The sequence below is a fragment of the Microbispora sp. ATCC PTA-5024 genome (assembly GCF_000511135.2).
Classification (GTDB): Bacteria; Actinomycetota; Actinomycetes; order Streptosporangiales; family Streptosporangiaceae; genus Microbispora; species Microbispora corallina.
The window spans coordinates 2675586-2697223 of sequence record NZ_KI866522.1; the positions used below are offsets into that span (position 1 = coordinate 2675586).

Annotated in this window: 24 protein-coding genes; 13 read left to right on the plus strand and 11 right to left on the minus strand. The window is 73.7% G+C overall.

Going from position 1 to position 21638, the window contains the following annotated elements; genetic code table 11:
* Positions 1–447: hypothetical protein (locus MPTA5024_RS12120; protein WP_198167047.1), on the minus strand; the 447-nt coding region annotated here is incomplete at its 3' end.
* Positions 448–667: 220 nt separating this feature from the next.
* Between MPTA5024_RS12120 and MPTA5024_RS12125 the strand changes: the two genes are divergently transcribed.
* On the plus strand, positions 668–1978 hold the full coding sequence (locus MPTA5024_RS12125) for an FAD-dependent oxidoreductase (RefSeq protein WP_036324024.1): 1311 nt from the start codon (positions 668–670) through the stop codon (positions 1976–1978).
* Positions 1979–2023: 45 nt separating this feature from the next.
* Here MPTA5024_RS12125 and MPTA5024_RS12130 read toward each other — a convergent pair whose 3' ends face one another.
* Positions 2024–2674 (minus strand): NYN domain-containing protein, encoded by a 651-nt coding sequence (locus MPTA5024_RS12130; RefSeq protein ID WP_036322495.1) that lies wholly within the window; start codon positions 2672–2674, stop codon positions 2024–2026.
* 183 nt (positions 2675–2857) lie between these two features.
* Here MPTA5024_RS12130 and MPTA5024_RS12135 point away from each other — a divergent pair, with 183 nt between their 5' ends.
* Positions 2858–4036, plus strand: a complete 1179-nt coding sequence (locus MPTA5024_RS12135) for a DUF6986 family protein (protein WP_036322497.1) — start codon at positions 2858–2860, stop codon at positions 4034–4036.
* 136 nt (positions 4037–4172) lie between these two features.
* Here MPTA5024_RS12135 and MPTA5024_RS12140 read toward each other — a convergent pair whose 3' ends face one another.
* From MPTA5024_RS12140 to MPTA5024_RS12150, 3 genes are all read right to left on the minus strand, one after another.
* On the minus strand, positions 4173–4853 hold the full coding sequence (locus tag MPTA5024_RS12140; protein WP_036322499.1) for a copper homeostasis protein CutC: 681 nt from the start codon (positions 4851–4853) through the stop codon (positions 4173–4175).
* A gap of 85 nt (positions 4854–4938) precedes the next feature.
* Positions 4939–5550: a GNAT family N-acetyltransferase gene (locus MPTA5024_RS12145; protein WP_036322501.1), complete on the minus strand. Its 612-nt coding sequence runs from the start codon at positions 5548–5550 to the stop codon at positions 4939–4941.
* Positions 5551–5836: 286 nt separating this feature from the next.
* Positions 5837–6589, minus strand: a complete 753-nt coding sequence (locus MPTA5024_RS12150) for a GntR family transcriptional regulator (protein ID WP_036322503.1) — start codon at positions 6587–6589, stop codon at positions 5837–5839.
* A 137-nt stretch (positions 6590–6726) separates the two neighbouring features.
* Here MPTA5024_RS12150 and MPTA5024_RS12155 point away from each other — a divergent pair, with 137 nt between their 5' ends.
* The 4 genes from MPTA5024_RS12155 (at position 6727) to MPTA5024_RS12170 (ending at position 9141) form a co-directional block, all read left to right on the plus strand.
* Entirely contained in the window at positions 6727–7053 is a 327-nt protein-coding gene (locus MPTA5024_RS12155; protein WP_036322505.1) for a hypothetical protein, read from the plus strand.
* Between the two features lie 230 nt (positions 7054–7283).
* Positions 7284–7817: a flavin reductase family protein gene (locus tag MPTA5024_RS12160; RefSeq protein ID WP_084369576.1), complete on the plus strand. Its 534-nt coding sequence runs from the start codon at positions 7284–7286 to the stop codon at positions 7815–7817.
* A gap of 71 nt (positions 7818–7888) precedes the next feature.
* On the plus strand, positions 7889–8650 hold the full coding sequence (locus MPTA5024_RS12165; RefSeq protein ID WP_036322507.1) for an SDR family oxidoreductase: 762 nt from the start codon (positions 7889–7891) through the stop codon (positions 8648–8650).
* Between the two features lie 23 nt (positions 8651–8673).
* A complete protein-coding gene (locus MPTA5024_RS12170; protein WP_036322509.1) occupies positions 8674–9141 on the plus strand; it encodes a TIGR00725 family protein in 468 nt (155 codons plus the stop codon).
* Here MPTA5024_RS12170 and MPTA5024_RS12175 read toward each other — a convergent pair.
* The 3 genes from MPTA5024_RS12175 to MPTA5024_RS12185 form a co-directional block, all read right to left on the minus strand.
* The gene (locus tag MPTA5024_RS12175) at positions 9138–9956 is read right to left on the minus strand and encodes an ATP-grasp domain-containing protein (RefSeq protein ID WP_036322511.1); all 819 of its coding nucleotides are present in this window, start codon (positions 9954–9956) and stop codon (positions 9138–9140) included. The two genes, MPTA5024_RS12170 and MPTA5024_RS12175, sit on opposite strands and share 4 nt — an antisense overlap.
* An 85-nt stretch (positions 9957–10041) precedes the next feature.
* Positions 10042–11535 carry a glycoside hydrolase family 3 protein gene (locus tag MPTA5024_RS12180; RefSeq protein WP_036322513.1) on the minus strand — a complete coding sequence of 498 codons (1494 nt, stop codon included), beginning with the start codon at positions 11533–11535 and terminating at the stop codon, positions 10042–10044.
* A gap of 98 nt (positions 11536–11633) precedes the next feature.
* Complete coding sequence (locus MPTA5024_RS12185; RefSeq protein ID WP_084369577.1) at positions 11634–13010, minus strand: alkaline phosphatase D family protein; 1377 nt, start codon at positions 13008–13010, stop codon at positions 11634–11636.
* Between the two features lie 134 nt (positions 13011–13144).
* Between MPTA5024_RS12185 and MPTA5024_RS12190 the strand changes: the two genes are divergently transcribed.
* The gene (locus tag MPTA5024_RS12190) at positions 13145–13780 is read left to right on the plus strand and encodes a TetR/AcrR family transcriptional regulator (RefSeq protein WP_051457965.1); all 636 of its coding nucleotides are present in this window, start codon (positions 13145–13147) and stop codon (positions 13778–13780) included.
* A complete protein-coding gene (locus MPTA5024_RS12195; protein WP_036322516.1) occupies positions 13777–14463 on the plus strand; it encodes a DNA alkylation repair protein in 687 nt (228 codons plus the stop codon). Before MPTA5024_RS12190 ends, MPTA5024_RS12195 begins: the two co-directional genes overlap by 4 nt.
* A gap of 19 nt (positions 14464–14482) precedes the next feature.
* Here the strand turns inward: MPTA5024_RS12195 and MPTA5024_RS12200 are convergent, their stop codons facing one another.
* Entirely contained in the window at positions 14483–15880 is a 1398-nt protein-coding gene (locus tag MPTA5024_RS12200) for an aminobutyraldehyde dehydrogenase (RefSeq protein ID WP_036322518.1), read from the minus strand.
* A complete protein-coding gene (locus tag MPTA5024_RS12205; protein WP_036322520.1) occupies positions 15877–17145 on the minus strand; it encodes a glycosyltransferase in 1269 nt (422 codons plus the stop codon). Before MPTA5024_RS12205 ends, MPTA5024_RS12200 begins: the two co-directional genes overlap by 4 nt.
* Positions 17146–17253: 108 nt before the next feature.
* On the opposite strand from MPTA5024_RS12205, the gene MPTA5024_RS12210 reads away from it, so the two are divergent.
* Genes MPTA5024_RS12210 through MPTA5024_RS12220 form a run of 3 tightly spaced genes read left to right on the plus strand, consistent with a single transcriptional unit; the run spans position 17254 to position 19954 of the window.
* Positions 17254–17868 (plus strand): TetR/AcrR family transcriptional regulator, encoded by a 615-nt coding sequence (locus MPTA5024_RS12210; protein WP_036322522.1) that lies wholly within the window; start codon positions 17254–17256, stop codon positions 17866–17868.
* On the plus strand, positions 17865–18956 hold the full coding sequence (locus MPTA5024_RS40810) for an aminoglycoside phosphotransferase (RefSeq protein WP_157099386.1): 1092 nt from the start codon (positions 17865–17867) through the stop codon (positions 18954–18956). The genes MPTA5024_RS12210 and MPTA5024_RS40810 overlap by 4 nt, the downstream gene beginning before the upstream one ends.
* A gap of 17 nt (positions 18957–18973) precedes the next feature.
* Positions 18974–19954 (plus strand): SIS domain-containing protein, encoded by a 981-nt coding sequence (locus MPTA5024_RS12220; RefSeq protein WP_051457967.1) that lies wholly within the window; start codon positions 18974–18976, stop codon positions 19952–19954.
* Here the strand turns inward: MPTA5024_RS12220 and MPTA5024_RS12225 are convergent.
* Positions 19912–20145, minus strand: coding sequence for a hypothetical protein (locus MPTA5024_RS12225; protein ID WP_036322524.1), 234 nt, complete (start codon positions 20143–20145; stop codon positions 19912–19914). The two genes, MPTA5024_RS12220 and MPTA5024_RS12225, sit on opposite strands and share 43 nt — an antisense overlap.
* Positions 20146–20294: 149 nt before the next feature.
* Between MPTA5024_RS12225 and MPTA5024_RS12230 the strand changes: the two genes are divergently transcribed.
* Together MPTA5024_RS12230 and MPTA5024_RS12235 are read left to right on the plus strand one after the other, a co-directional pair.
* Positions 20295–20936: a MerR family transcriptional regulator gene (locus MPTA5024_RS12230; protein WP_036322526.1), complete on the plus strand. Its 642-nt coding sequence runs from the start codon at positions 20295–20297 to the stop codon at positions 20934–20936.
* 15 nt (positions 20937–20951) lie between these two features.
* Positions 20952–21638, plus strand: a 687-nt coding sequence (locus MPTA5024_RS12235) for a serine hydrolase domain-containing protein (protein ID WP_157099438.1), incomplete at its 3' end; no start/stop codon positions are given.

Below are 21638 nucleotides of genomic sequence, written 5' to 3' on the forward strand. Positions count from 1 at the left end.
GCCGGCTCCGCTCACCGCGCGGGCGCCGCCGCCCGCGCCGTCCAGCGCCGCCGACAGCCGCCACAGCCCCGGGCGGGCGCGCAGGCGCTCCATCCCCAGCGGGTCGATGGCCCGTAAGACGAAGCTCACGCCCATGACGTCCAGGGCCGCCGTCGTGACCGTGGCGGGCCCGGCCGGCACCGCGAGCGCGGACTGGTCCGGCTCGCCCACCCGGTCCGCCAGCAGCGCCGCGACCTCCGCGGCGTACGGCCCGTCGCGCCACTCCACGTGCCAGGAGTGGTCGGCGCCCCGCCACCAGGCGAGGTCGCGGCACGCCTCCAGCATCTCCGCCTCGCAGGCGAGCGCGGCCATGACCCGGCCGAGCGCCTCATATCTCCGGGCGTTGGGCGCGCGCACGCCGTCGCCGTCCGCGGCGGGCTCGGCCCGCCCCCCGTGGGTTCCCCTCATGTCTGGGAGGGTCCCACCGTCGCGCCGTCTCGTCCTCGGGTTTCCCCGTCTTTTAGCCCCAGAGCCCACGGGCATCACTTTGATCGTGCGGCTCATCACCCGCAACCCCCGCATACCGGACGACGCGGCGGGGCCACGCGGCGGCCCTGCTGGCAGTCGGAGGGCCTTTGATAAAGAATCGCGGTGTGGCCGCTGCGCGGCCAGGGTGACGGAGGCCAAGGTGACACTGCGCGTCGCGATCGTCGGCTCGGGCCCGGCCGGGATCTACACGGCCGAGGCGCTCATCAAGCAGTCCGCCGCGCCGGTCGAGGTGGACGTGCTGGAGCGGCTGCCCACGCCGTACGGTCTGGTCCGGTACGGCGTGGCCCCCGACCACACGTCGATCAAGTCGATCGCGGGCTATCTCCGGCGGGTCCTGGAGTCGCCCGGCGTGCGGTTCCTCGGCGGGGTCGAGATGGGCCCGGACTTCTCCGCCGCCGACCTGCTGTCCTGCTACGACGCGGTGGTCTACTGCACGGGCGCGATGGTGGACCGGCACCTCGGCGTCCCCGGGGAGGACCTGCCGGGCAGCGTCGCCGCCACCGACTTCGTCAACTGGTACTGCGGGCATCCCGACGTTCCACCGGAGCGGTTCTCCCTGGACGCCGAGGAGGTCGTGGTCATCGGCGTCGGCAACGTGGCGGTCGACGTCGTGCGGATCATGGCGAAGACGGCCGACGAGCTGCGCGCGACCGACGTGCCGGAGGAGGTGCTCGAGCGGCTGGCGGCCTCCCGGGTCAAGCGCGTCCACATGGTCGGCCGCAGGGGCGCCGAGCACGCCAAGTTCACGCTCAAGGAGCTGCGCGAGCTGGGCGACCTGCTCAACGCCGACGTGCTGACGTTCCCCGACGAGGTCAAGGTCGAGGACCTGGCCGCGCTGTCGCGGCAGGCCAGGGGCAACGTCGACGTGCTGCAGTCGTGGGCGTCGCGGGTGCCGGCCGACCGGCCGCGGCGGCTGGAGGTCCGCTTCTGGCTGCGCCCGGTCGAGATCATGGGCGTCTCCCGCGTCGAGGGCGTGCGGATGGAGCGGACCCGCCTGGAGGACGGGCGGGTCGTGGGGACCGGGGAGTTCGAGACCATCCCGGCCGACATGGTGATGCGCTCGGTGGGCTACCAGAGCGTCGCCCTCCCCGGCGTGCCGTTCGACGAGCGGTCGATGACCGTGCCGAACGCGGCGGGGCGGGTGGCCGACCGGCAGTACGTCGCCGGCTGGCTCAAACGCGGGCCGACGGGCGTGATCGGCACCAACAAGTCGGACGCCGCGGAGACCGTGCGCACCCTGCTGGCCGAGGCGCGGCCCGGAGTGGCGACGGCGAGGTTCGACGACCTGCTGAGCGCGCGCGGCATCAGCCCGGTGACGTACGACGACTGGCTGGCGATCGAGGCCGCGGAGGGCGCGCTCGCGGGCAGCCTCGGGCGCGGTGAGCGGGTGAAGCTCGTGGGGACGACGGCCATGCTCACCGCCTGCGGCCGCGGCGGCCGGCCGTCGTAGAGCGCCGACCGGCTCTTTCCCGGTGGGCCGGGGGCGCTTGGCGGGTCAGTTCCAGTGGGCCGGGCGGTGGTAGACGGCGCCGTCGCGGCCGTGCACGAGCGGCGGAAGCTGGGCGCGGCGGATGACGGCCTCGCCGACGGGAAACCACGCGTCGCTCGCGCGGCGCAGGGCGTCCGACCGTCTCCCCGGCGGGAAGACCGTGATCACCCGGGTCTTCGCGCCGCGCCGGGCGTCGACCCCGCGGACGGCCTCGACGGCGGCGCACAGGTCGGAGTCCGCGGACATCAGCAGGACGACGTCCACGGCGCCGAGCGCCACGTCCGCCACGATCGCGCTGGCCAGAGCGGCGTCGGACTGCTTCTCCTCGTAGCTGCGCCGGGACGTGCCGCACAGCCGGCAGCGCTCCCGCCTCTCCTGGAAACGGCCGAGCACGATGTCCACGCCGAGCGTTTCGAGGGCCGCCTGGTAGGTCTGCTGGCGCGCGAGCGCGGCCGGCTCGCCCCTGACGGGCGCGGTGAAGTAGCGGACGGCGCGGAGCTCCTGGCCGGGCTTCAGCAGGCGGCGGGCGAGCGCGGACAGATCCAGCCAGAGGTAGCGGCGGCCCGCGAGGGAGCGCAGGCCGTAGTAGAGGTTGAACCCGTCCACGTAGACGCCGACACGCTCGGGTTCGGGAACCGGGTTGTCGCGCACCGGCATCACGTCCTAACATCGAGTCACCGCGCCAGGGGCTACGTCCCCCGGCTCTACGGCCCCCGCACGGGGGCCGTTTCTTTTCGCTCACCCGTTCGAACCAACGATAGCCAACAGAACGTCAGTTCGCAGGCACGTTCCGTGATGTGCTTTTCGCGGTGAGTGGCGGTTTCTGCGAGGATCGTCCGCATGGAGACCACGCTGACGGGCCTGGATGGTCTGCTCGACGGATTCGCGGAGACCCACCGGGAGCAGCAGGAGCGCTTCCCGGCGCCGGAGCCGGCCTGGCAGCCGGTGCACACGGTCTACGTCCCCGCCGACCGGGTGACGTCGGCGGTCGTCGGCGAGTGGCGGCACGAGGCGACCGAGCTCCTCCACCGCCTGTACTTCACGCCGGCGGAGCTGGCCGCGGCGTTCGGCCTCGATCCCCTGCTGGCGGCCCCCGTGCACGACCGGGTCCGCAGGAAGCTCGGGGTCGAGCCCATCGAGGACCTGCGGATCGACTTCGAGGACGGGTACGGCGCCCGCCCCTCGGAGGAGGAGGACCGGCACGCCGAGAGCGCGGCGGCCGCGGTGGCCGCCATGCACGCCGACGGCACGCTGCCCCGGCGGTGGGGACTGCGCGTCAAGTCGTTCGCCGACGGGGACCCGCGCCGGTCGATCCGTACGCTCGACGGGTTCCTCACCGAGGTCATGCGGCGGTCCGGCGGGCTGCCCGCGGGCTTCGTCGTGACCTTCCCCAAGGTGCTCATGGAGGACTACCTGCGGCAGTTCGCCCGGTGCCTGGAGGCACTGGAGTCCACGCTGCGCCTCGACGCGGGCACGCTCCGGTTCGAGATGCAGGTGGAGGCGCCGCAGACGGTGCTGATGCTGCAGCGGTCGCCGGACCTCGTCGCGTCGCTCGGGGGGCGGCTGGCCGCGGCGCACTTCGGGGTGTTCGACTACACGGCCTCCCTCGGGCTGCCGCCGGGCGAGCAACGGCTCGACCACCCCGCCTGCGACCACGCCCGGCACGTGATGCAGACCGCCCTGGCGGGGACGGGGGTGGAGCTGTCGGACGGCTCACTGGCCGCCGCCCCGGCGTCGGAGTCGGCCGACGACGTGCAGGCCCTGCTCCAGCGGCACTCGCAGACCGTCTCCCACTCGCTGTCCCACGGCTTCTACCAGGGCTGGGACATGCACCCGTCGCATCTGGTCAGCCGCTTCACCACCGTGTACGCCTTTCACCTGGAGTGCTACGAGCGGTACCTCGAGCGGGTGCGGGCCTGGGAGGAGCGGCGGGCGGCGTCCGGCGGCGTGCTCGACGAGCCGGCCACGGTCAAGACGCTGGCCGCGGCCATCGCCCGGGCCGACCGCGCGCTCTGCTGACGGGTCCGGTCACGCGCCGCACGCTCCGCTGACGGGTCCGGTCACGCGCCGACCGCGCGCTCCGCCTGCCGGTCCGGCCACGGCGCGGAGCCGCCGGCGTACGAGCGCCGGGACCGCCGCGCGCTCCGCCGGCCGGTCAGCCCTGGTCGACGACGCGGCGCCAGCGGCGCACGAGCGCGGAGTCGACCGGCCGGCTCCACGAGCCCCGGACCGCGCTGCCGACGTGGAACGCCTTGATGCCGTAGTCGAGCAGCACCGGGACGTGCTCCTCCTTCAAGCCGCCCCCGGCGAGCACCAGGGGCCCGTCCCCGGCCTCGCTCCGCGTCCGTAACACCCCGAGCCCGGCGCCCACGCCCTGCGGGGAGCCGGAGGTGAGCACGGTGGCGAGGTTCGGCAGGAGCCGCACGGCCCGCCAGGCCGCCTGGACGTCCGCGGCGTGGTCCACGGCGCGGTGGAACGTCCACGGGAGCGGGGCGACGGCATGGATCAGCGCGTCGGTCGCCTCCCGGTCCACCGTCCCGTCGGCCGTCAGGAACCCGAAGACGAACCCTGCCGCGCCGGCCTCGGCCAGCTCCTTGACGTCCCTGCGGAGCCGGTCCAGCTCCTCCGGCGTCACGGTGAACCCGGCGTTGCACCGGAGCATGACCATCTGCGGCAGCGCGCACTCCTCCGAGATCGCCGCGACCAGGTCGGCCGAGGGGGTGAGCCCGCCCGCGCCCATGTCGGACACCACCTCGAGGCGGTCGGCCCCACCCTCCTCGGCGGCCGCGGCATCGCGCACGTCGAGCGCGATCACTTCAAGGAGAGATCCGGTCATGAGGTGAACAGTATCGGGTGGCTTTGTTACGCCGTACGGCATCCACCCTGTTCAGACTGGGATCAACTCCTTGTCGCAAATCGTGTCAGAAGCGCGCCTCGGCCGCCTGGCGCGGGACGCGGACGTGCGCCCGGGCGGCGGCCGGTCGCCGCTCCAGGAGCGTTCCCGAGGCGTGCCGCTCGAAGAGCGCGCCGGAGGCCCGGTGCGGGAGGTCGACGGTCCTGACGTGCCGGAACCCCGCCTCCCGGTAGTACGCCTGCAGGCGCCGGTTGTCCTTGGAGCAGTCCAGGCGCAGCCAGCGCCGCCCCTCGGCGTCGGCCCGCAGCCCGGCCCAGTCGAGCAGGGCCTCGCCGAGGCCCTGGCCCGAGTGCGCCCGGCTCACGGCGAGCTTGTGGACGTAGAGCGCGTCGCCGGGACGGTCGGCGGGCGTCCAGAACTCGGGGTCGGCGTGGCCGTCGAGCGCCACGGTCGCCGCGGGGAGGCCGCCCCGGCCGTCGTCCAGCAGGTACAGGACCCCCTCCCGGATCAGCGGCTCGATGCGCTCCGCGGGGAAGCCGTCCGCCGGCCACTGCCGTACGCCCCGGGCGTCGAGCCAGTGGGCCGTGTCGGCGAGCAGGGCGAGGACGGCGGGCAGGTCGTCCGGGACGGCGCTGCGCAGCGTGAGCTCGGCGAGGAGGTTCAGGGTGGTCGCGGGCATGCTTGGTCCTTTCGGTGCTGACGGCGTTCGGGCGATCGCGAAGAGTGACGACGCGACGGCGCGCGGCCCCGCGTCGCGGACGGACTCAAGATCGCCTCAGGGCGCCCGGGGGCGGCGGGGCGAGGGCGGGCGGCGAGGTCGCGCCGGGCCGTCCCGCCGGCGGACGCGCGGGCGGAACGGCGGACGATCAGGGGTCGGCGCGCGGGCGGCGGGCGGCCCCGGGCCACCCCGGGGAGGGGAGGGCGGCCGGGGGCGTCCCCTCAGCGGCGAGGGCGCCCGGGCCTCGTCAATGACGGTCCAGCTCGTATCGGATCAGGTGTTTGTCGGCGGGGAGCACCGACACGGCGACGCGCACGGGCGTGTCCTCCGTGTCGTAGCCGACCCGGACGTAGACGACGACGGGCGTGCCGGGTTCCAGCTGGAGCCGCGTCGACTCATCCGAGGTCGGCATACGTGCCGAGATATCGTCGACAACCCTGACCTGGGGGTGTCCGAGCTCCTCCAGTACGCGGTTGGCGCCGCGCGTGATGTCCCCCGGCCTGCCGATCTCCGAGTCCGCGACCAGGTCGAGCGGGAAGTAGGAGTCCAGCGTGTTGTATGGCTGGCCGTCCACGAACCGCAGGCGGCGGCGTACGACGGCGAGCGCCCCGTCGGCGAGGGCGAGCCGGGTGGCCACGTCCTCGGGGGGCTCCACGATGGACACCTCGATGCGCTGGTCGGCCGTCCGGCCCTCGGCCGTGACCGCGTGCACGAACGAGTCGAAGCGCGGCTCGCCCTGGTCCAGCGGCAGGAACTCGTCCTGGGGGCGCATGAGAAGAGGGCGCCTCTCGCGCACGAACGTCCCGCGCCGGCGCATCCGCAGGATGAGACCTTCGTTCTCGAGCTCGCCGAGGGCCAGCCGCACGGTGTTGCGGCTGACGCCGTGGGCCTCCATGAGGTCGGTCTCGGTCGGGATCTGGTCGCCTGGCGCGAGTTCGCCCGTGTAGATGGCCCTGCGTACCTCGGCGGCCACCTGCTGGTAGAGCGACGATCGTGCCATCTTTCCTCAATCCACCCTTTTGTTCCAACAAATCTAGAGGATCTCGGTCTTTCAAGAAACAACCCCTTGACCGGAGCGCGTCCGGCCGCGCATTATCCAAACGTTGGTACAAATCCATCCAATGGGGGTGGGGCAGGGTGCTAGCGGTTCGTGCGGGTACGCCGTACTTGCCCTGGCGCGACCCCGGCGAGGCGACGCGACTGCTGCGCTACGCGTTGCATCGGCAGGGGTTCACCCACACCTACCAGAGCAACGGGAACGGCATGTCAGTGCTGTCGGTATCCACCGACCTGACCGTCTGGTGCAAGAACGGGTCATTCGTGTGGCATGAGGGGGACGTGGTCGTGACCCACCCCTCGGACGACCCCGGCGGCGCGACACGCCTGATCATGCGTCATTACAGGACGCCGGAGCGGCCGTCCGAAGAGGAGGACGACGGCTCCCCGCTGACTCCGCGCGATTGAACGAGGTCTCGACCCCAACCCTCGCCGGGGTCGAGGTCTCGCGCCGGGGCGGTACGCGTCCTGGCGGGTCCCCCACGCCCGCCAGGACGCGTTGCCGTGACCGGGCCCGGGAGTCCGTACGCCCCGTTGGGGAATGCGCGCACCCGAAGTCTCCTTGAAACTTGTTTGGGAGGCCCTGTGCCGCCCGGGCACGTTCCGGGTGGCGGCCGGCGGCGACAGAGGAGGCGCGCATGAGCACCCATGTGGCCCGCAGGCTCGGCCATGACGGGGCCCGGACGCTGCCGGCCGTGCACCCCCAGCACTTCCGGGCCGTCCTCGGCCGTTTCGCGACCGGCGTCGTGGCGATCACCGCGATCGACCCCGGCACCGGAGAGCCGTGCGGGCTGGCGGCCAACTCCTTCGCCTCGGTGAGCCTCGACCCGCCGCTCGTCTCGTTCTGCGTCGCCCACACCAGCACGACCTGGCCGCGCCTGCGCACGGCCCGCGGGCTGTGCGTGAACGTGCTCGCCGACCACCAGCACCAGGTCTGCGCCCGCCTCGCCTCCAGCGGCGGCGACAAGTTCGCGGGCCTGACGTGGACCCTCTCCCCCGGCGGCGGCCCGGTCATCGACGGGTCGCTCGCCTGGATCGACTGCACCGTCGAGGCCGAGCACGTCGCGGGCGACCACGTGATCGTCGTCGCGCGGGTCCACGGCCTCGACCGCCACGAGGACGGCGGCCCGCTGGTCTTCTTCCGCGGCGGGTACGGCACCTTCCAGCCCTAGGTCGTCTGACAGGAACCGAACCCGCGCCGCCGTCCGGGACACAGGAACCGACCGGTCGGTATGCTGCGGCCATGACTCTGTTCTCGGTGGAAGGCAAGACGGTCGTCGTCACGGGCGGCTCGCGCGGGATCGGCAAGATGATCGCGCGCGGGTTCCTCGACGCCGGCGCGACCGTCTACATCTCCTCGCGGAAGAAGGACGAGCTGGACGCCACGGCGGCCGAGCTCGGCTGCCCGGCCGTCCAGGCCGACCTGTCGACCCCCGACGGCGTCGAGGCGCTGGCGCAGGCCGTGTCCTCCCGGGAGGACCGGCTCGACGTGCTCGTCAACAACGCGGGCGCGAGCTGGGGGGCGCCGCTGGAGGAGTATCCGGAGCACGCCTTCGACAAGCTCTGGAACATCAACGTCAAGGGCGTGTTCTTCCTGACCCGGCGCCTCCTGCCGCTGCTGCGCGCCTCCGCGTCGCCCGAGGACCCCGCCCGGGTGATCAACATCGGTTCCATCGACGGGATCCGGGTGCCGTTCATGGAGAACTACGCCTACTCGGCGGCCAAGGCGGGCGTCCACATGCTGACCCGGCACCTGGCCCACCAGCTCGCCGGCGAGTCGATCACGGTGAACGCCATCGCGCCCGGGCCGTTCGAGTCGAAGATGATGGCGTTCGCGCTGGACGACCCGCAGATGCGCGGCGCGATCGAGAGCAACGTGCCGCTGGGCCGCATCGGCCGGCCCGACGACATGGCCGGCGCCGCGATCTTCCTCGCCTCGCGCGCCGGGTCCTACCTCACGGGCGCGGTCATCCCGGTGGACGGCGGCCTGTCCACGCACGGCTGACCCGCCGTCCGTACACTTCCCGCATGGTTCAGGTCGCGGTGTGCGGGCCGGGCGAGTGCTCGCCGGAGGAGGCCGAGGCCGCCCGTGCCGTGGGCGGCCTGCTGGCCCGGGCCGGGGCGGTCGTCGTGTGCGGCGGGTACGGCGGGGTCATGGCCGCGGCCGCCGCGGGCGCCCGGGAGGCCGGGGGCACCGTGGTCGGCGTCCTGTCCGGGCGCGACCGGGCGGGCGCGAGCCCCGACCTCACCGTCGCGCTCCCGACCGGGATGGGCGAGGCCCGCAACGCGCTGATCGTGCGGGCCGCCGACGCGGTGATCGTGGTCGGCGGCTCGTGGGGGACGCTGTCGGAGCTGGCCCTCGCCATGCGGGGCGGCACCCCCGTCGTCACCCTGGGCGGCTGGCGGGTGGTGGACGCGTCCGGCGCGCCGGTGCCCGGCCCGGTGGCCGCGGCCGGGCCCGCCGACGCCGTGCGGCTGGCCCTGCGCGGGCGCTAGAGCAGGTCGGCCAGGGCCCGGGCGAACAGGTCGGGGGCGGCCAGCTCGTACCCCAGGAACAGGTACGGCTCGGTCGCCTCCAGCTCCATCAGAACCGGCTCCCCGTCGGGCATGCGCACCACGTCGACCCGGGCGTACAGCAGCGGCCGCCCCACCTGCGCGAGCACCCGCTCGGCCAGCGCGAACTGGTCGTCGTCGGGGTCGCGCAGCGTCGCGCGGTTGTCGGCGGTGATCTCGACCTCGGTCAGCATGGGGTGCCGCCGGACGGCGTGGCTGAACTCGCCCCCGAAGTAGAGCATCGACAGCTCGCCCTCGTGCTCCACGGCCTCCATGTACGGCTGGACCATCACGGCCCGGCCCTCGCCGAGCAGCCGGTCGGCGTGGGCGCGGGCGGCGGCCCGGTCGGCGGTGCGGACGGTGTCCCGCGCCCCCGCGGAGACCGTCGGCTTGACGACGAACTCGGCCCAGCCCGGCAGCTCGTCCCCCGGACGCGCCCAGTGGGTCGGCACGGTCGGCACGCCGATGTCGCGCAGGTACGACTTGTCGGTGTTCCACTCCAGCACCGAGGCGGGGTTGAACAGGCGGGTGGCCGACTCGACGCGATGCGCCCAGGCGACGAACTCGTCGCGCCGCTCGACGTAGTCCCACACCGAGCGGACCACCGCGGCGTCGAACTGCGACCAGTCGACCCGCGGGTCGTCCCACACCACCGCGGTGCCCTCGATGCCGGCTCCCAGCCAGGCGGCGAGCGCGGACTCCCGCTCGTCGTCGAAGCGGGCGACGGGGTGGGCGGTGGTGACGTAGGCGACGTTCACTCGTGCTCCCGGCTCGGTGTCATCAGCGTCCAATGGTACGGACGTGTCACCGCGGCCCTGTCACCCCCGCCGGGCGGGGCGGGGGTCAGAGGGCGCGCAGGCCGGTCAGCACCTCCGCCGCCGCCTGGCCGCACACCCGTGCCGCGCCGTGCGTGGCGATGTGCACCGCCCCCAGGTCCGTACGGCCGGGCAGGCCCATCTCCACGACGATCCCGTCGGGCCGGGCGGCCAGCATCCGCTCCAGCGTGTCCATCTGCCAGGGGTGGCGGTGGGCGTCCCGGACGACGATCACCAGGGGCCGGTCGGCCGCGTCGCCGAGGGCCGCGTCGGGGAGGCCGTCGTGGACGTCCGGCTCGCTGAGCCGGGTGACCGTGGTGCCGGGCAGCAGCTTGCTCAGCGGCTCGCCGGCGCCCCACGGCATGCCCTTGTCGATCGCGAGGTTGGTCTCGGGGGCGAGCTCGACCACGTGCGGGGCGGCGGCCAGCGGGAGCACGCCGTCCGCGGGCCCGCGGCGGGTGACCCGCACGGCCCGGCGGGCCGCGACCAGGCCGATGCGGTCGGGCTGGGCGGCGAGGGATGCCTCGGCGTGCCAGGTGGCCAGCGCGCGCACCCGCTCGGCGGCGTCGGCCAGCCGCTCCTCGGTCAGGCGGCCCTCGGCGACGGCGTCCGCGACCGCGTCCCTGATGAGGTCGAGGGTGGCCTCGTCGGCGTTCTGGCCGCCTACGCAGACGGAGTCGGCGCCGGCCGCCAGGGCGAGCGCGCTCGCGCCGCCGATGCCGTACTGGCCGGCGACGGCCGCCATCTCGATGCCGTCGGTGACGATCATGCCCTCGAAGCCGAGCTCCTCCCTGAGCAGGCCGGTGAGGACGCGGGGGCTCAGCGTCGCGGGAAGCTCGTCGTCGTAGGAGGTGACGAGCAGGTGGCCGGTCATGATCGAGCGCACGCCCTCGGCGATGGCGGCGCGGAACGGCCACAGCTCGACCTCGGCCAGCTCCTCGCGGCCGGCCGCCACGCGCGGCACTCCGTGGTGGGAGTCCACGGCCGTGTCGCCGTGCCCGGGGAAGTGCTTGGCGCAGGCGGCGACGCCGGTGGACTGCAGGCCGCGGATCCACGCCGCGGTGTGCCGGGCGACCAGGCGGGGGTCGGCGCCGAACGACCGCAGGCCGATGACCGGGTTGTCGGGGTTGGAGTTGACGTCGGCGGCGGGGGCGAAGTCGAGGTTCACCCCCGTGGCCCGCAGGTCGCGACCGATGTCCCGGGCCACCTGCTCGGTCAGGTCCTCGTCGTCGACGATCCCGAGGGCGTAGTTCCCGGGGCGGGAGCTGCCCGTGCGGGCCTCCAGCCGGGTCACCTCGCCCGCCTCCTCGTCGATGCCGACGAGGATGTCGGGGTTCTCGGCGCGCAGGGCCGCGGTCAGGTCGGCGAGCTGGGCCGGGGTGTCGACGTTGCGGGAGAACAGCACCACCCCCGCCAGCCCGCCGGCGATCCGGCGCCGCACCCAGTCGGGCGGCGCCGTCCCCACGAAACCGGGCAGGAGGACCGTGTCGGCGAGCCGCAGCAGCTCGGGGCTCCGCTTCATGCTGTGGCGGAGCGGTCGGAAAGATCAGGGCAGCGCTCAGGCATGCCCGAAATCTAATAGGAAAGTTTCCTATTCGCTAGTGGGGCTGGCCTGGGTTTTCACAGATCGATGCGCTGCAGCTTGTTCTCCTTCACCTGAAAGCTGGCGATCGTGGTCACCGGGGCGCCCGGGCGGTCGACGAAGGCGACCCCCCGGTAGTCGGCCTGGAAGGAGTCCATGCTCGCCGTGCACGAGACGTATCCGCGGTGGCTGTCGAAGAAGGCGAGGTGGGGGTTGGCCGCCAGGATCGCGCTCCCGTCGGTGGCCGGCGGCATGCTGGTGACGGCCGTGCCCACGAACTCCACGCCGAGCGCCTTCGAGGCCGGGTCGTCCCAGTCGGCCCGCAGGTCGCCGGCCCAGTTGTTGTGCACGTCGCCGCTGACCACCACGAGGCCGTCCGGCGCGTGCGCCAGGATCCGGGCGCGGGAGTCGGGGAAGCCGTCCCAGGCGTCGGTGCTGGGCGGCTCCAGCGGGAACTTCCGCTGGGCGAAGAACACCGCCTGGGCGAGCACCTTCCACCGGGCTGTCGCGCCGGTGAGGCGGGCGACCAGCCAGCGCTCCTGCTCCGCGCCGAGCATGTCGCGCCCCTCGCGGTACTGCCGCGCGTCCGCGACGACGAACTCGGCCACCCGGCCGTACGGGCGCCAGCGGTAGTTCTGCAGGCTCGGCCCGGAGGGGCGCACCCGCAGCGGCATGTGCTCGTAGTACGCCTTGAAGGCGGCGGCCCTGCGCTTGAGGAACGCGGCCGGGCTGCTGCCGTCGCCGGGCAGTGAGCCGGCCCAGTTGTCCCGCACCTCGTGGTCGTCGGGGAGCGCGATCCACGGCGCGGCGGCGTGCGCGGCCTGGAGGTCGGCGTCCATCTTGTAGCGGGCGTAGCGGTTGCGGTAGGCGCCCAGCGTCGTGCACTCGGCCTCCGACTCCAGCGGGCGGACGTACCGGCCGGGCCCGGGGTTCTTCGGCTTGCCGTACTCGTAGATGTAGTCGCCGAGGTGCAGGATCACGTCCGGCCGTTCGCCGGCGAGGTGCCGCAGCGCGGTGAAGTAGCCGTGCTCGTAGCGCTGGCAGGAGACGAAGCCGAACCGGACGGGGGCGGTCGAGGCGCCGGCGGGGGCGGTCCTCGTGCGGCCGGTCGGGCTGACGTGGTCGTCGAGCGTGAACCGGTAGAAGTAGTCGGCGCCGGCCGCGAGGCCGGCGACCCGGACGTGGACGCTGTGCGCCCAGTCGGGCTGCGCGGAGGCCGCGCCCGACTGGACGACGCGGGTGAACGCCTCGTCCTCGGCGACCTCCCACCGGACGGTCATCGCCCTGCTGGGCATGCCGCCGGGCCGGGTCGGGTGCAGGGGCTCGGGGGCCAGGCGGGTCCACAGGATCACGCCGTCGGGTAACGGTTCTCCCGAAGCCACCCCCAAGGTGAACGGATAGCCCAATTTCGCCATAGGTTCGATCCTGCCCTACGGGCCCGGCCCGCGGCGGCGGTTGCGGGAAGGCGGGGGGCGTGAACAAGCTCTTGCTTGACAGCCATAATGGGTCCGTGAACCAGCGTAAGGACCCGGGGGGCGCCGCCGCACCCATGCGCGGCAGGCGCGCGGCGGCGGCGGGATCGGCGTCGGAGCGGCGCGACCATCTCGTGAAGCTCGCCGCCGAGCTCTTCGCGCGCAAGGGCTTCCAGGCGACGACCGTGCGGGAGATCGCGCTCGAGGCCGGAATCCTGTCCGGCAGCCTCTACCACCACTTCGACTCCAAGGAGACGATCGTCGACGAGGTGCTGCGCACCTTCCTCGAGGATCTGATCGCCCGTTACCGGGTCGCCCTCGACAACGGGTCCGACCCGCGGGCCGTCCTGTCGGAGATGGTGCGCATCGGGTTCGGCACGCTGGAGGCCCACCGGGCCGCGATCACCGTGATGCAGAACGACTGGAACTACCTGCGCTCGCTGCCCGGCGACCGGTTCGACTACCTGGTCAGAGCCGAGGACGAGGTCGAGCGCATGTGGGTCGAGCAGATCAAGCGCGGCCAGGCCGTCGGCCAGTTCCGCGCGGACGTCGACCCGAAGCTCACCTACCGAATGATCCGCGACACCATCTGGGTCACCGTGCGCTGGTTCCGGCCCGGCGGCCGCCTCGACACCGAGGGCCTCGCGGACCACTACGTCAAGGTCCTGTTCGACGGCCTGGCCAGCGGCGACGGGGCGAGCCCGCGTCCATGAGCCTCGTCCTCGTCAAGGAAGTACGGCTGGCGCTGACCGAGGCCGCCGACCCCTCCAAGGCCGCCGGCATGCGGGCGTACATGAAGTCGGAGATGCCGTTCCTCGGCGTGCCGGCGGTGCCGCGGCGGGCCGCGCTGCGGCGCGTCTTCGCCGAGCACCGGCTCGACAGCGCCCCCGAGTGGCGCAGGGCCGTGCTGGCGATCTGGCGGGAGGCCGAGTACCGCGAGGAGCGGTACGCCGCCATCGAGCTCACGGCGCACCGGTTCTACCGGCCCTGGCAGACGCTCTACACCGTCCCGATGTACGAGGAGATGGTCGTCACCGGCGCCTGGTGGGACCTGGTCGACGAGATCGCCGTGCACCGGGTCGGGACCCTGCTGCGGCTCTTCCCCGAGAGCATGCGCCCGCTCATGCTGGAGTGGGCGCGCGACGGCGACCTGTGGAAGCGGCGCACGGCGATCCTGTGCCAGAACTCCTTCAAGGAGCGCACCGACGTCGGCCTGCTGTACGCCTGCATCGAGCCGAGCCTGTCGGACACCGACTTCTTCGCCCGCAAGGCCATCGGCTGGGCCCTGCGGGAGTACGCCAAGACCAACCCGGGCGAGGTCGTCCGGTACGTCGACCACAAGAGGATCACCGGCCTCAGCCGCCGGGAGGCGCTGAAGAACGTCCCCGGCGACTAGGCCGTCTCCCGCAGGCTCGTCAGGCCGGGCGGAACGAGTCGCGGGCCGCGGGGGCCGCGTGCTTGATCATCAGGTGCCGGGTCACCGAGTACTCCAGGACGGCCTCCTGACTCATGTCCTTGCCGAAGCCGCTGCCCTTGACGCCGCCGTGCGGGGCCTCCGAGGCGATGGGCAGGTGGTCGTTGACCCAGGTCACCCCCACGTCCAGCCGGTGGGACACGCGCAGCGCCCGCGACACGTCCGCCGTCCAGACCGACGAGGCCAGGCCGTACGGCGTGCCGTTAGCGAGGCGGACCGCCTCGTCCTCGCCGTCGAACGGCAGGGCGACGAGCACGGGCCCGAAGACCTCGCCCTGGACGATCTCGCTGCCTTGGTCGGCGTCGGCCACGAGCGTGGGCGGGTAGTAGAAGCCCGGCCCGTCGAGCGGCCGCCCGCCGCAGACGACGCGTCCGGAGGCCCGGGAGACGAACCCGTGGACGCGGTCGCGGTGCTCGGGCGAGATGAGCGGGCCGATGTCGGAGTCGGCCGCCCACGGGTCGCCCGGCCGGACGCGCGACAGCGCCTCCCGGAGCGCGTCCACCGCCTCGGCGTAGCGGGACCTCTCCACGTAGACGCGGGTGGCCGCGGTGCAGTCCTGCCCGGTGTTGTAGGTGGCGCCCATCACGACCCCGGCGGCCATGTCCTCCAGCGGGGCGTCGGCGAAGACGAGCGCCGGGGCCTTGCCGCCCAGTTCGAGGTGGACCCGCTTGAGCCCGGCCACCGCTCCCCGCATGACGGCCCGGCCGGTCTCGGTCGAACCGGTCACGCTGACCATGTCGACGCCCGGGTCGGTGACCAGCGCCTCGCCCACGCCGGCGCCGCCCGTCACGACCTGGAGCAGGCCATCCGGCGCGCCGGCCCTGGCCATGAGCTCCGCGAGGCGCAGCGTGGTGCGGGGCGTCCGCGGCGCCGGCTTGATCACGACGGCGTTGCCCGCCGCGACCGCCGGGCCGATCTTCCAGACCGCCATGATGAACGGGAAGTTCCAGGGCGCGATCGAGCCGACCACGCCGATCGGCCGGCGCAGCAGCATCGAGGTGTACCCGGCGCTCAGGACGCCCGCGCCGGTCCCGTCGAGCGACCGGGCGGCCCCGGCGAAGAAGCGCAGGTTGTCGACTCCGAACGGCAGCTCGCCGTCGCGGAACACGGCGGCAGGCTTGCCGGTCTCCTCGACCTCGAGCCGGGTGAGCTCCTCGGCGTCCGCCTCGACGAGGTCGGCCAGGCGCAGCAACACCCGCGCCCGTTCCCCCGGCGTCGTCTCGCGCCACTGCTCGAACGCCGCGCGGGCCGCCCGCACGGCCGAGGCCACCGCCTCCGGGGGCGTGTCCGGCACCTCTCCGAGCGTCCGCCCGTCGGCCGGGTTGACGAGGACCGTCATACGAGCTTCTCGATGACGTCGGCGGCCAGGCGCAGGCCGTCGCGGCGGCGGATCTCCTCGCCGGCCGCCGCGAGCCGGGCGCGCAGCGCGTCGTCCCCCAGCAGCCGGTCGATCGCCCCGATGAGCTCCTCGTCGGCGAAGCCGTACGTGTCGAGTCGCACGCCCGCGCCGGTCTCGTGCACGCGCTGGGCGTTGTCGTACTGGTCCCAGAAGAGCGGGAGCACGATCATCGGCTTGCCGAAGTGCAGGGCCTCGGTGGTGGTGTTGTTGCCGCCGTGCGTGATCACCAGGTCGGCGAGCGGGATGATCTTCGTCTGGGGCACGAACTCGGCGCCCCACATGTTGGGGGCCAGCTCGATCTCCTCGTGCAGCGGCCCCTTCGAGACGATGTAGCGGTGCGGGGTGCGGGCCAGCACGGAGATGATCCGGCGCATCAGCTCCACGTCGGCCGAGCCGAGGGACCCGAGCGAGAAGTAGACGAGCGCGCCCTCGCCCGGGATCTCGGGCAGCGTGAACTCCTCGTCGGTCTCCCGCACCGAGGAGTCGAGCCGGGTCCAGGACGGGCCGAGCGGCCGCTCCGCCGTGTAGTCGAGGATCTCCGGATAGACGTAGAGGTTGGCGTCGCCCTCGTGGACGAACTCCAGGTCGGGCAGCGCCGGGGCGCCCTGCTCCACCACCCATTCGCTGAACGCCGACCACAGCTCGCGGTGCGTCCGGTCGTACTCGGCCCGGAAGGCGTCCCAGCCCGTGCCGTCGGCGGGCAGGCCCGAGAAGGGGGGCGCGACGCCCGGGCCCTTCACCTCCAGCGGGTTGCAGGAGACGATCCGTACGAACGGCACGCCCGCCGTCACGAGGGCGGGGAAGGCGACGACGTTGTCCTCCACGACCACGTCGGGCCCGACCCGCTCGATGATGGCCTTGAGCTGCGGCTCGCAGTACTTGGCGCCGTCGATCAGCGCCTCCCAGATGGGCCTGATGACCGTGTCGAGCTGCTCCCGCGTGCTCTTGCGGTACTCCGGCGCGGTGTCGCGGATGAAGTCCTTCCAGAACTGGCCGGGGTCCTGCTCCTCCTCGGCCGGCGGAGCGAGGTCGACCAGGTCCTCCTCGAAGCCCAGGGCCTCCAGCTTGCCCTTCCACGACGCCTCGGCGGCGAACACGACCCGGTGGCCCCGGCGGCGCAGCACGTCCCCGATCCCGATGCAGTTGTTGGTGGGCCCGTAGGCGCTCTCCGGCATGAACAGGATCGTCAGCCGCTTGTCCGACATGTGGGGACCCCTCCCGCCTCTCCAGTTGAAGCGAGATTCAATTACCTGGCCCTTGCGCCCGTCAAGAGCTGGGAGAGTATGGTGTCGCGGACGATGAAGCGGGGTGCAATGACTCAGCGCAAGAGCAGGGCCGCCCGGCGGGTCGACCTCATCGACGCGGCCCGGCGGGCGATCATCCAGCACGGCGTCGAGGGCGTCCACCTGAACCAGATCGCCGAGGAGGCCGGCCTCACCTCGGGCGCGGTCCTCTACCACTACCCCGACCTGCGCGACCTGCTGATCGAGGCCCACCACGCGGGCATGGAGCGCTTCCACGAGCGGCGGGTGCGGGCGGCGAGCGGCATCGCCGACCCCGCCGTCCGGCTCGTCACCACGATCAGGTCGGGGCTGCCGGACGGGCCCGACGACACGGGCGTCCGGCTGCTGTGCGAGCTGGGCGGCGCGGCCGGGCGCAACCGCGTCTACGCGACGCTGCTCACCACGCTGTTCGACCGCCAGGTGTCCATGTACCAGGCGATCCTGGAGACCGGCGCCGCCCAGGGCGTCTTCCGGCTGGCGCACGACTCCGAGACGATCGGACGCAACCTCGTCGCGCTGGAGGACGCCTACGGCTACCGGGTCATCGCCCGCCACCACTCCATCGACCCCGACACGGCCGTCGAGCTGATCCTCGGGTACGCCCGCCTGGCCACCGGCCATCCGCTCCAGGCGCCGGCCCGATGACGTCCGCAGATCGGGGCTGGCCGTCGGTGGCGGTCGCTGCGGACGGCTCGCTGACCCTCGACGCGGCGGAGGGGGTGACCTCGGCCGTCGTGCGGGCGCTCGCGGAGGGCGCGGCTCCCCCGCCGCCGTTCACGGCGCGGGCGTTCGCGCCGCTGCCCGCCGTGCCGCCCGGCGAGCGAGCCGTCGAGGTCGACCAGACCAACCGCTCGGTGATCGCCGGTGAGACGGTGGTCGTCAAGTGGTTCCCCCGGCCGTCGCGCGCGCCGCACCCCGCGCCCGGCCTGCTGTCCCACCTGGCCGGGTTCACCCGTACGGCCCGGCCGTACGCGGCGCTGTACTGGGAGGACGCCCTCGTCGCGCTGGTCACGGCCTACCTGCCGGGGGCCCGGGACGGCTGGGAGTGGTGCGTGGACGAGGCGGTGGCCGGCCGCACCGCCTTCGCCGCCGAGATCGGCCGCCTGGCCGCCGAGCTGCACCTCGCGATGGCCACGCCGTCCGAGGTCTTCCCCGACCCGGTGCGGCACTCGTCCCCCGCGGCCTGGGCGGGCCGGGCGGAGGAGGCGCTGCGGGAGGCGCTGGCGCTGACGGACGGCGAGGACGGCGCCTGGCTGGCCGGACGGGCCGGCGCGCTGCGGCGCGAGCTGGCCCCGCTGGCCGGCGCCGGCCCGTCGCCGCTCATCCGGATCCACGGCGACCTGCACGTGGGCCAGATCCTGCGGTGGAGCGGCGGCTACGCGGTCGTCGACTTCGACGGCAACCCGACCGTGACAGGCGCGGACGCCTACCAGCCCGCTGCCCGCGACCTGGCCCAGCTGTCCACCAGCGTCGACCACGCCGGCCGGGTCGCCGTGCGGCGGCGGTCGGCCGACCCGGACGCGACGGCGGCGTGGGCGGCGACCGCCCGTTCCTCGCTCGAGGCGGCGTACGCGGAGGCCCTGGCCGGCGGCGGCCGGGCCGGGCTGCTCGACCTGTCGCTGCTGCGGCCGTTCGAGGTCGAGCAGGAGTGCCGCGAGCTGATCTACGCCGCCCGCCATCTGCCGCGCTGGCGGTACGTCCCGATGGGCGTGCTGCGGTCCTGGTACCCCTGACCACGAAGGGACGACATGTGAACCCCGAGCTCTTCCTCGCCGACCTGGAGGACAAGCCCCGGGCGCTGGAGGCGCTGGCCGCCTTCCTGGACGAGGGCGACCCCTTCGCGGGGCTGCCCGCCCGGGCCGGCCGCCTGGTGCTGCTCGGCATGGGCAGCTCCCGCTACGCCGCGGGGGTCGCGGCCCAGCGGCTGCGGGCGGCCGGGGTCGACGCGGTCGCCGAGTACGCCTCGGCGGCGTACGGCACCCCCTCCGGCCCGGGGACGGTCGCGGTGGCCGTCTCGGCCACGGGCGGCAGCCGGGAGACGCTCGACGCGCTGGCCAGGCACGCCGGCTCGTCGTTCGTCGTGGCCCTGACCAACGTGCCCGGGTCCCCCGTGACCGAGGGCGCCGATCTGGTGGTCCCGATGACGGCGGGCGAGGAGCGGGGCGGCGTGGCCTGCCGGACGTTCCAGCACACCCTGGTCCTGCTGCTCGCGCTCACGCGCCGTCCCGGGCTCCCGGACCTCGCACGGCGGGCGGCCGAGGCCGCCGCCGACCTCCTCGACCGGCGGGGCGAGTGGCTGGAGGAGGCCGCCGCGCTGCTCGACGGCCCGGACGGCGTCTACGCGATCGCCCCGGCGGAGCGGCTGTCGTCGGCCGAGCAGTCGGCGCTGATGGTCCGCGAGGGGCCGCGCCGCCCGGCGGACGCCTGCGAGACCGGCGACTGGGCCCACGTCGACGTCTATCTCACCAAGACCCGCGACTACCGGGCGCTCCTGTTCCCCGGGTCGCGGTACGACGGCCAGGCCATGGAGTGGATCCGCGAGCGCGGGAGCACGGTGCTGACCGTGGGCGGGGACGTGCCGGGCCAGGCGGCCTCGGTGCGGTACCGCCACGACGACGACCCGGACGTGGCGCTGCTCACCGAGACCCTGGTCGCCGAGCTGGTCGCCGCCACCTGGTGGGAACGGAGTCAGCGCCAGCCGAGCCGGTTGGCGGCCCCGTCGGGGACGTAGCCGTCGGAGGTGGCCTCCCCGATCCACAGGATGTCGTCGAACTCCGCGAGCGGGCCCACCCGGTAGCCCATCGGCATGCGCGGCTGGACGGCGAACCTGATTTCGAGGTCGGGATCGAACCGTTCCAGGGCCTCGATCAGATCCCCCACGGTCTCGATGCCCTGTGTCTTCCCGCGCCTGTGCCTGCCCATGGGTGCTCTCCGCGCGTGTCCGTCCACCTCGGGCCGGTGCCGGTCCGGGGTAGACGGAGCGTAGCCCATCCACCCCAGGAGCGCCCATAATCCCCACGCGTTGTCGTCCTTCCTGCTTGGATAGCGTGGCTATCCATTAGCATCGGTCCATGCGCATCTCCCAGCTCAGCGCCGAATCCGGGGTGCCCATCCCGACCATCAAGTACTACCTGCGGGAGGGCCTGCTGCCCGCGGGCGAGCAGACGGCCGCCACGCGGGCCGAGTACGGCCCGTCACACCTGCGCCGGCTGCGGCTGATCCGGGCCCTGCTGGAGGTCGGGCGGCTGCCGGTCGCGGCCATCCGCCGGGTGATCGAGGCCGTCGAGGACGAGGATCTCCCGGTGCACACGATGCTCGGCACGGCCCACTACGCCCTCGGGGCCGCGCCCGAGCCGGACGCCGGCGACGACGACCTGCGGGAGGCCAGGCAGACGGTCGACGAGCTGATCGCCGGCCTGGGCTGGACCGTCACCCCGCTCGCGCCCACCCGCGACGAGCTGGCCCGGGCGCTGGTCACGCTGAAGCGGCTCGGCATGCCGGCCGGCCAGGCCGACCTCCTCCCGTACGCGGCCTCCGCCATGCGGCTCGCCCACGACCACGAGATGAGCAGGATTCCCTTCGACGGGCCGCGAGAGGTGGCGGTCGAGACGCTGGTGATCTGCACGGTCCTGTACGGCCGGGTCCTCGACGTCTTCCGCCGCCTCGCACAGGAATCCGAGTCGGCCCGGATCCTCGGCGCGACCGCGACCTAGGGTGAGGGGGTGCCCATGACGACGATCGACGGCCACTGCGACCCCCGCTTCTCGCAGGTGAGGGAGGTGTTCGAGCGCCACTTCGCGGCCGGTCAGGAGATCGGTGCCGCGTTCGCGGTGTTCCTGGACGGCGAGCCGGTCGTCGACCTGTGGGGCGGGCTGGCCGACCGGCGCACCGGCCGTCCGTGGGAGCGCGACACCCCGGTCCTCGCGTACTCCTGCACCAAGGCCGTCGCGGCCACCGCGCTGCTGCTGCTCGCCGAGCGCGGCCTGGTCGACGTGCGGGCGCCGGTGAGCGCGTACTGGCCGGAGTTCGCCGCCAACGGCAAGGCCGGGGTCACGGTCGAGCACGTGCTGAGCCACCGGGCCGGGCTGCCCGCCATCGAGGAGCAGGTGCCGGTCGAGGAGTTCGAGGACCTGCCGGCGATCGCCGCCCGCCTGGCCGGGCAGGCCCCGATCTGGGAGCCGGGGGCCGAGCACGGCTACCACGCCGTGTCGTACGGCTTCCTGGTGGGCGAGATCGTCCGCCGGGTCACCGGGGCGACGGCGGGCGAGGTGGTGGCCGCGGAGATCGCCGGGCCGCGCGGCCTCCAGATGTGGCTCGGGGCCCCTCCCGAGGTGGCGGAGCGGGCGGCCCGCCTGTCCGCCGGACGGCGCCCGGACCACGCGGCGGCCGGGGCGGGCGACGAGGCCCCGGCCGGC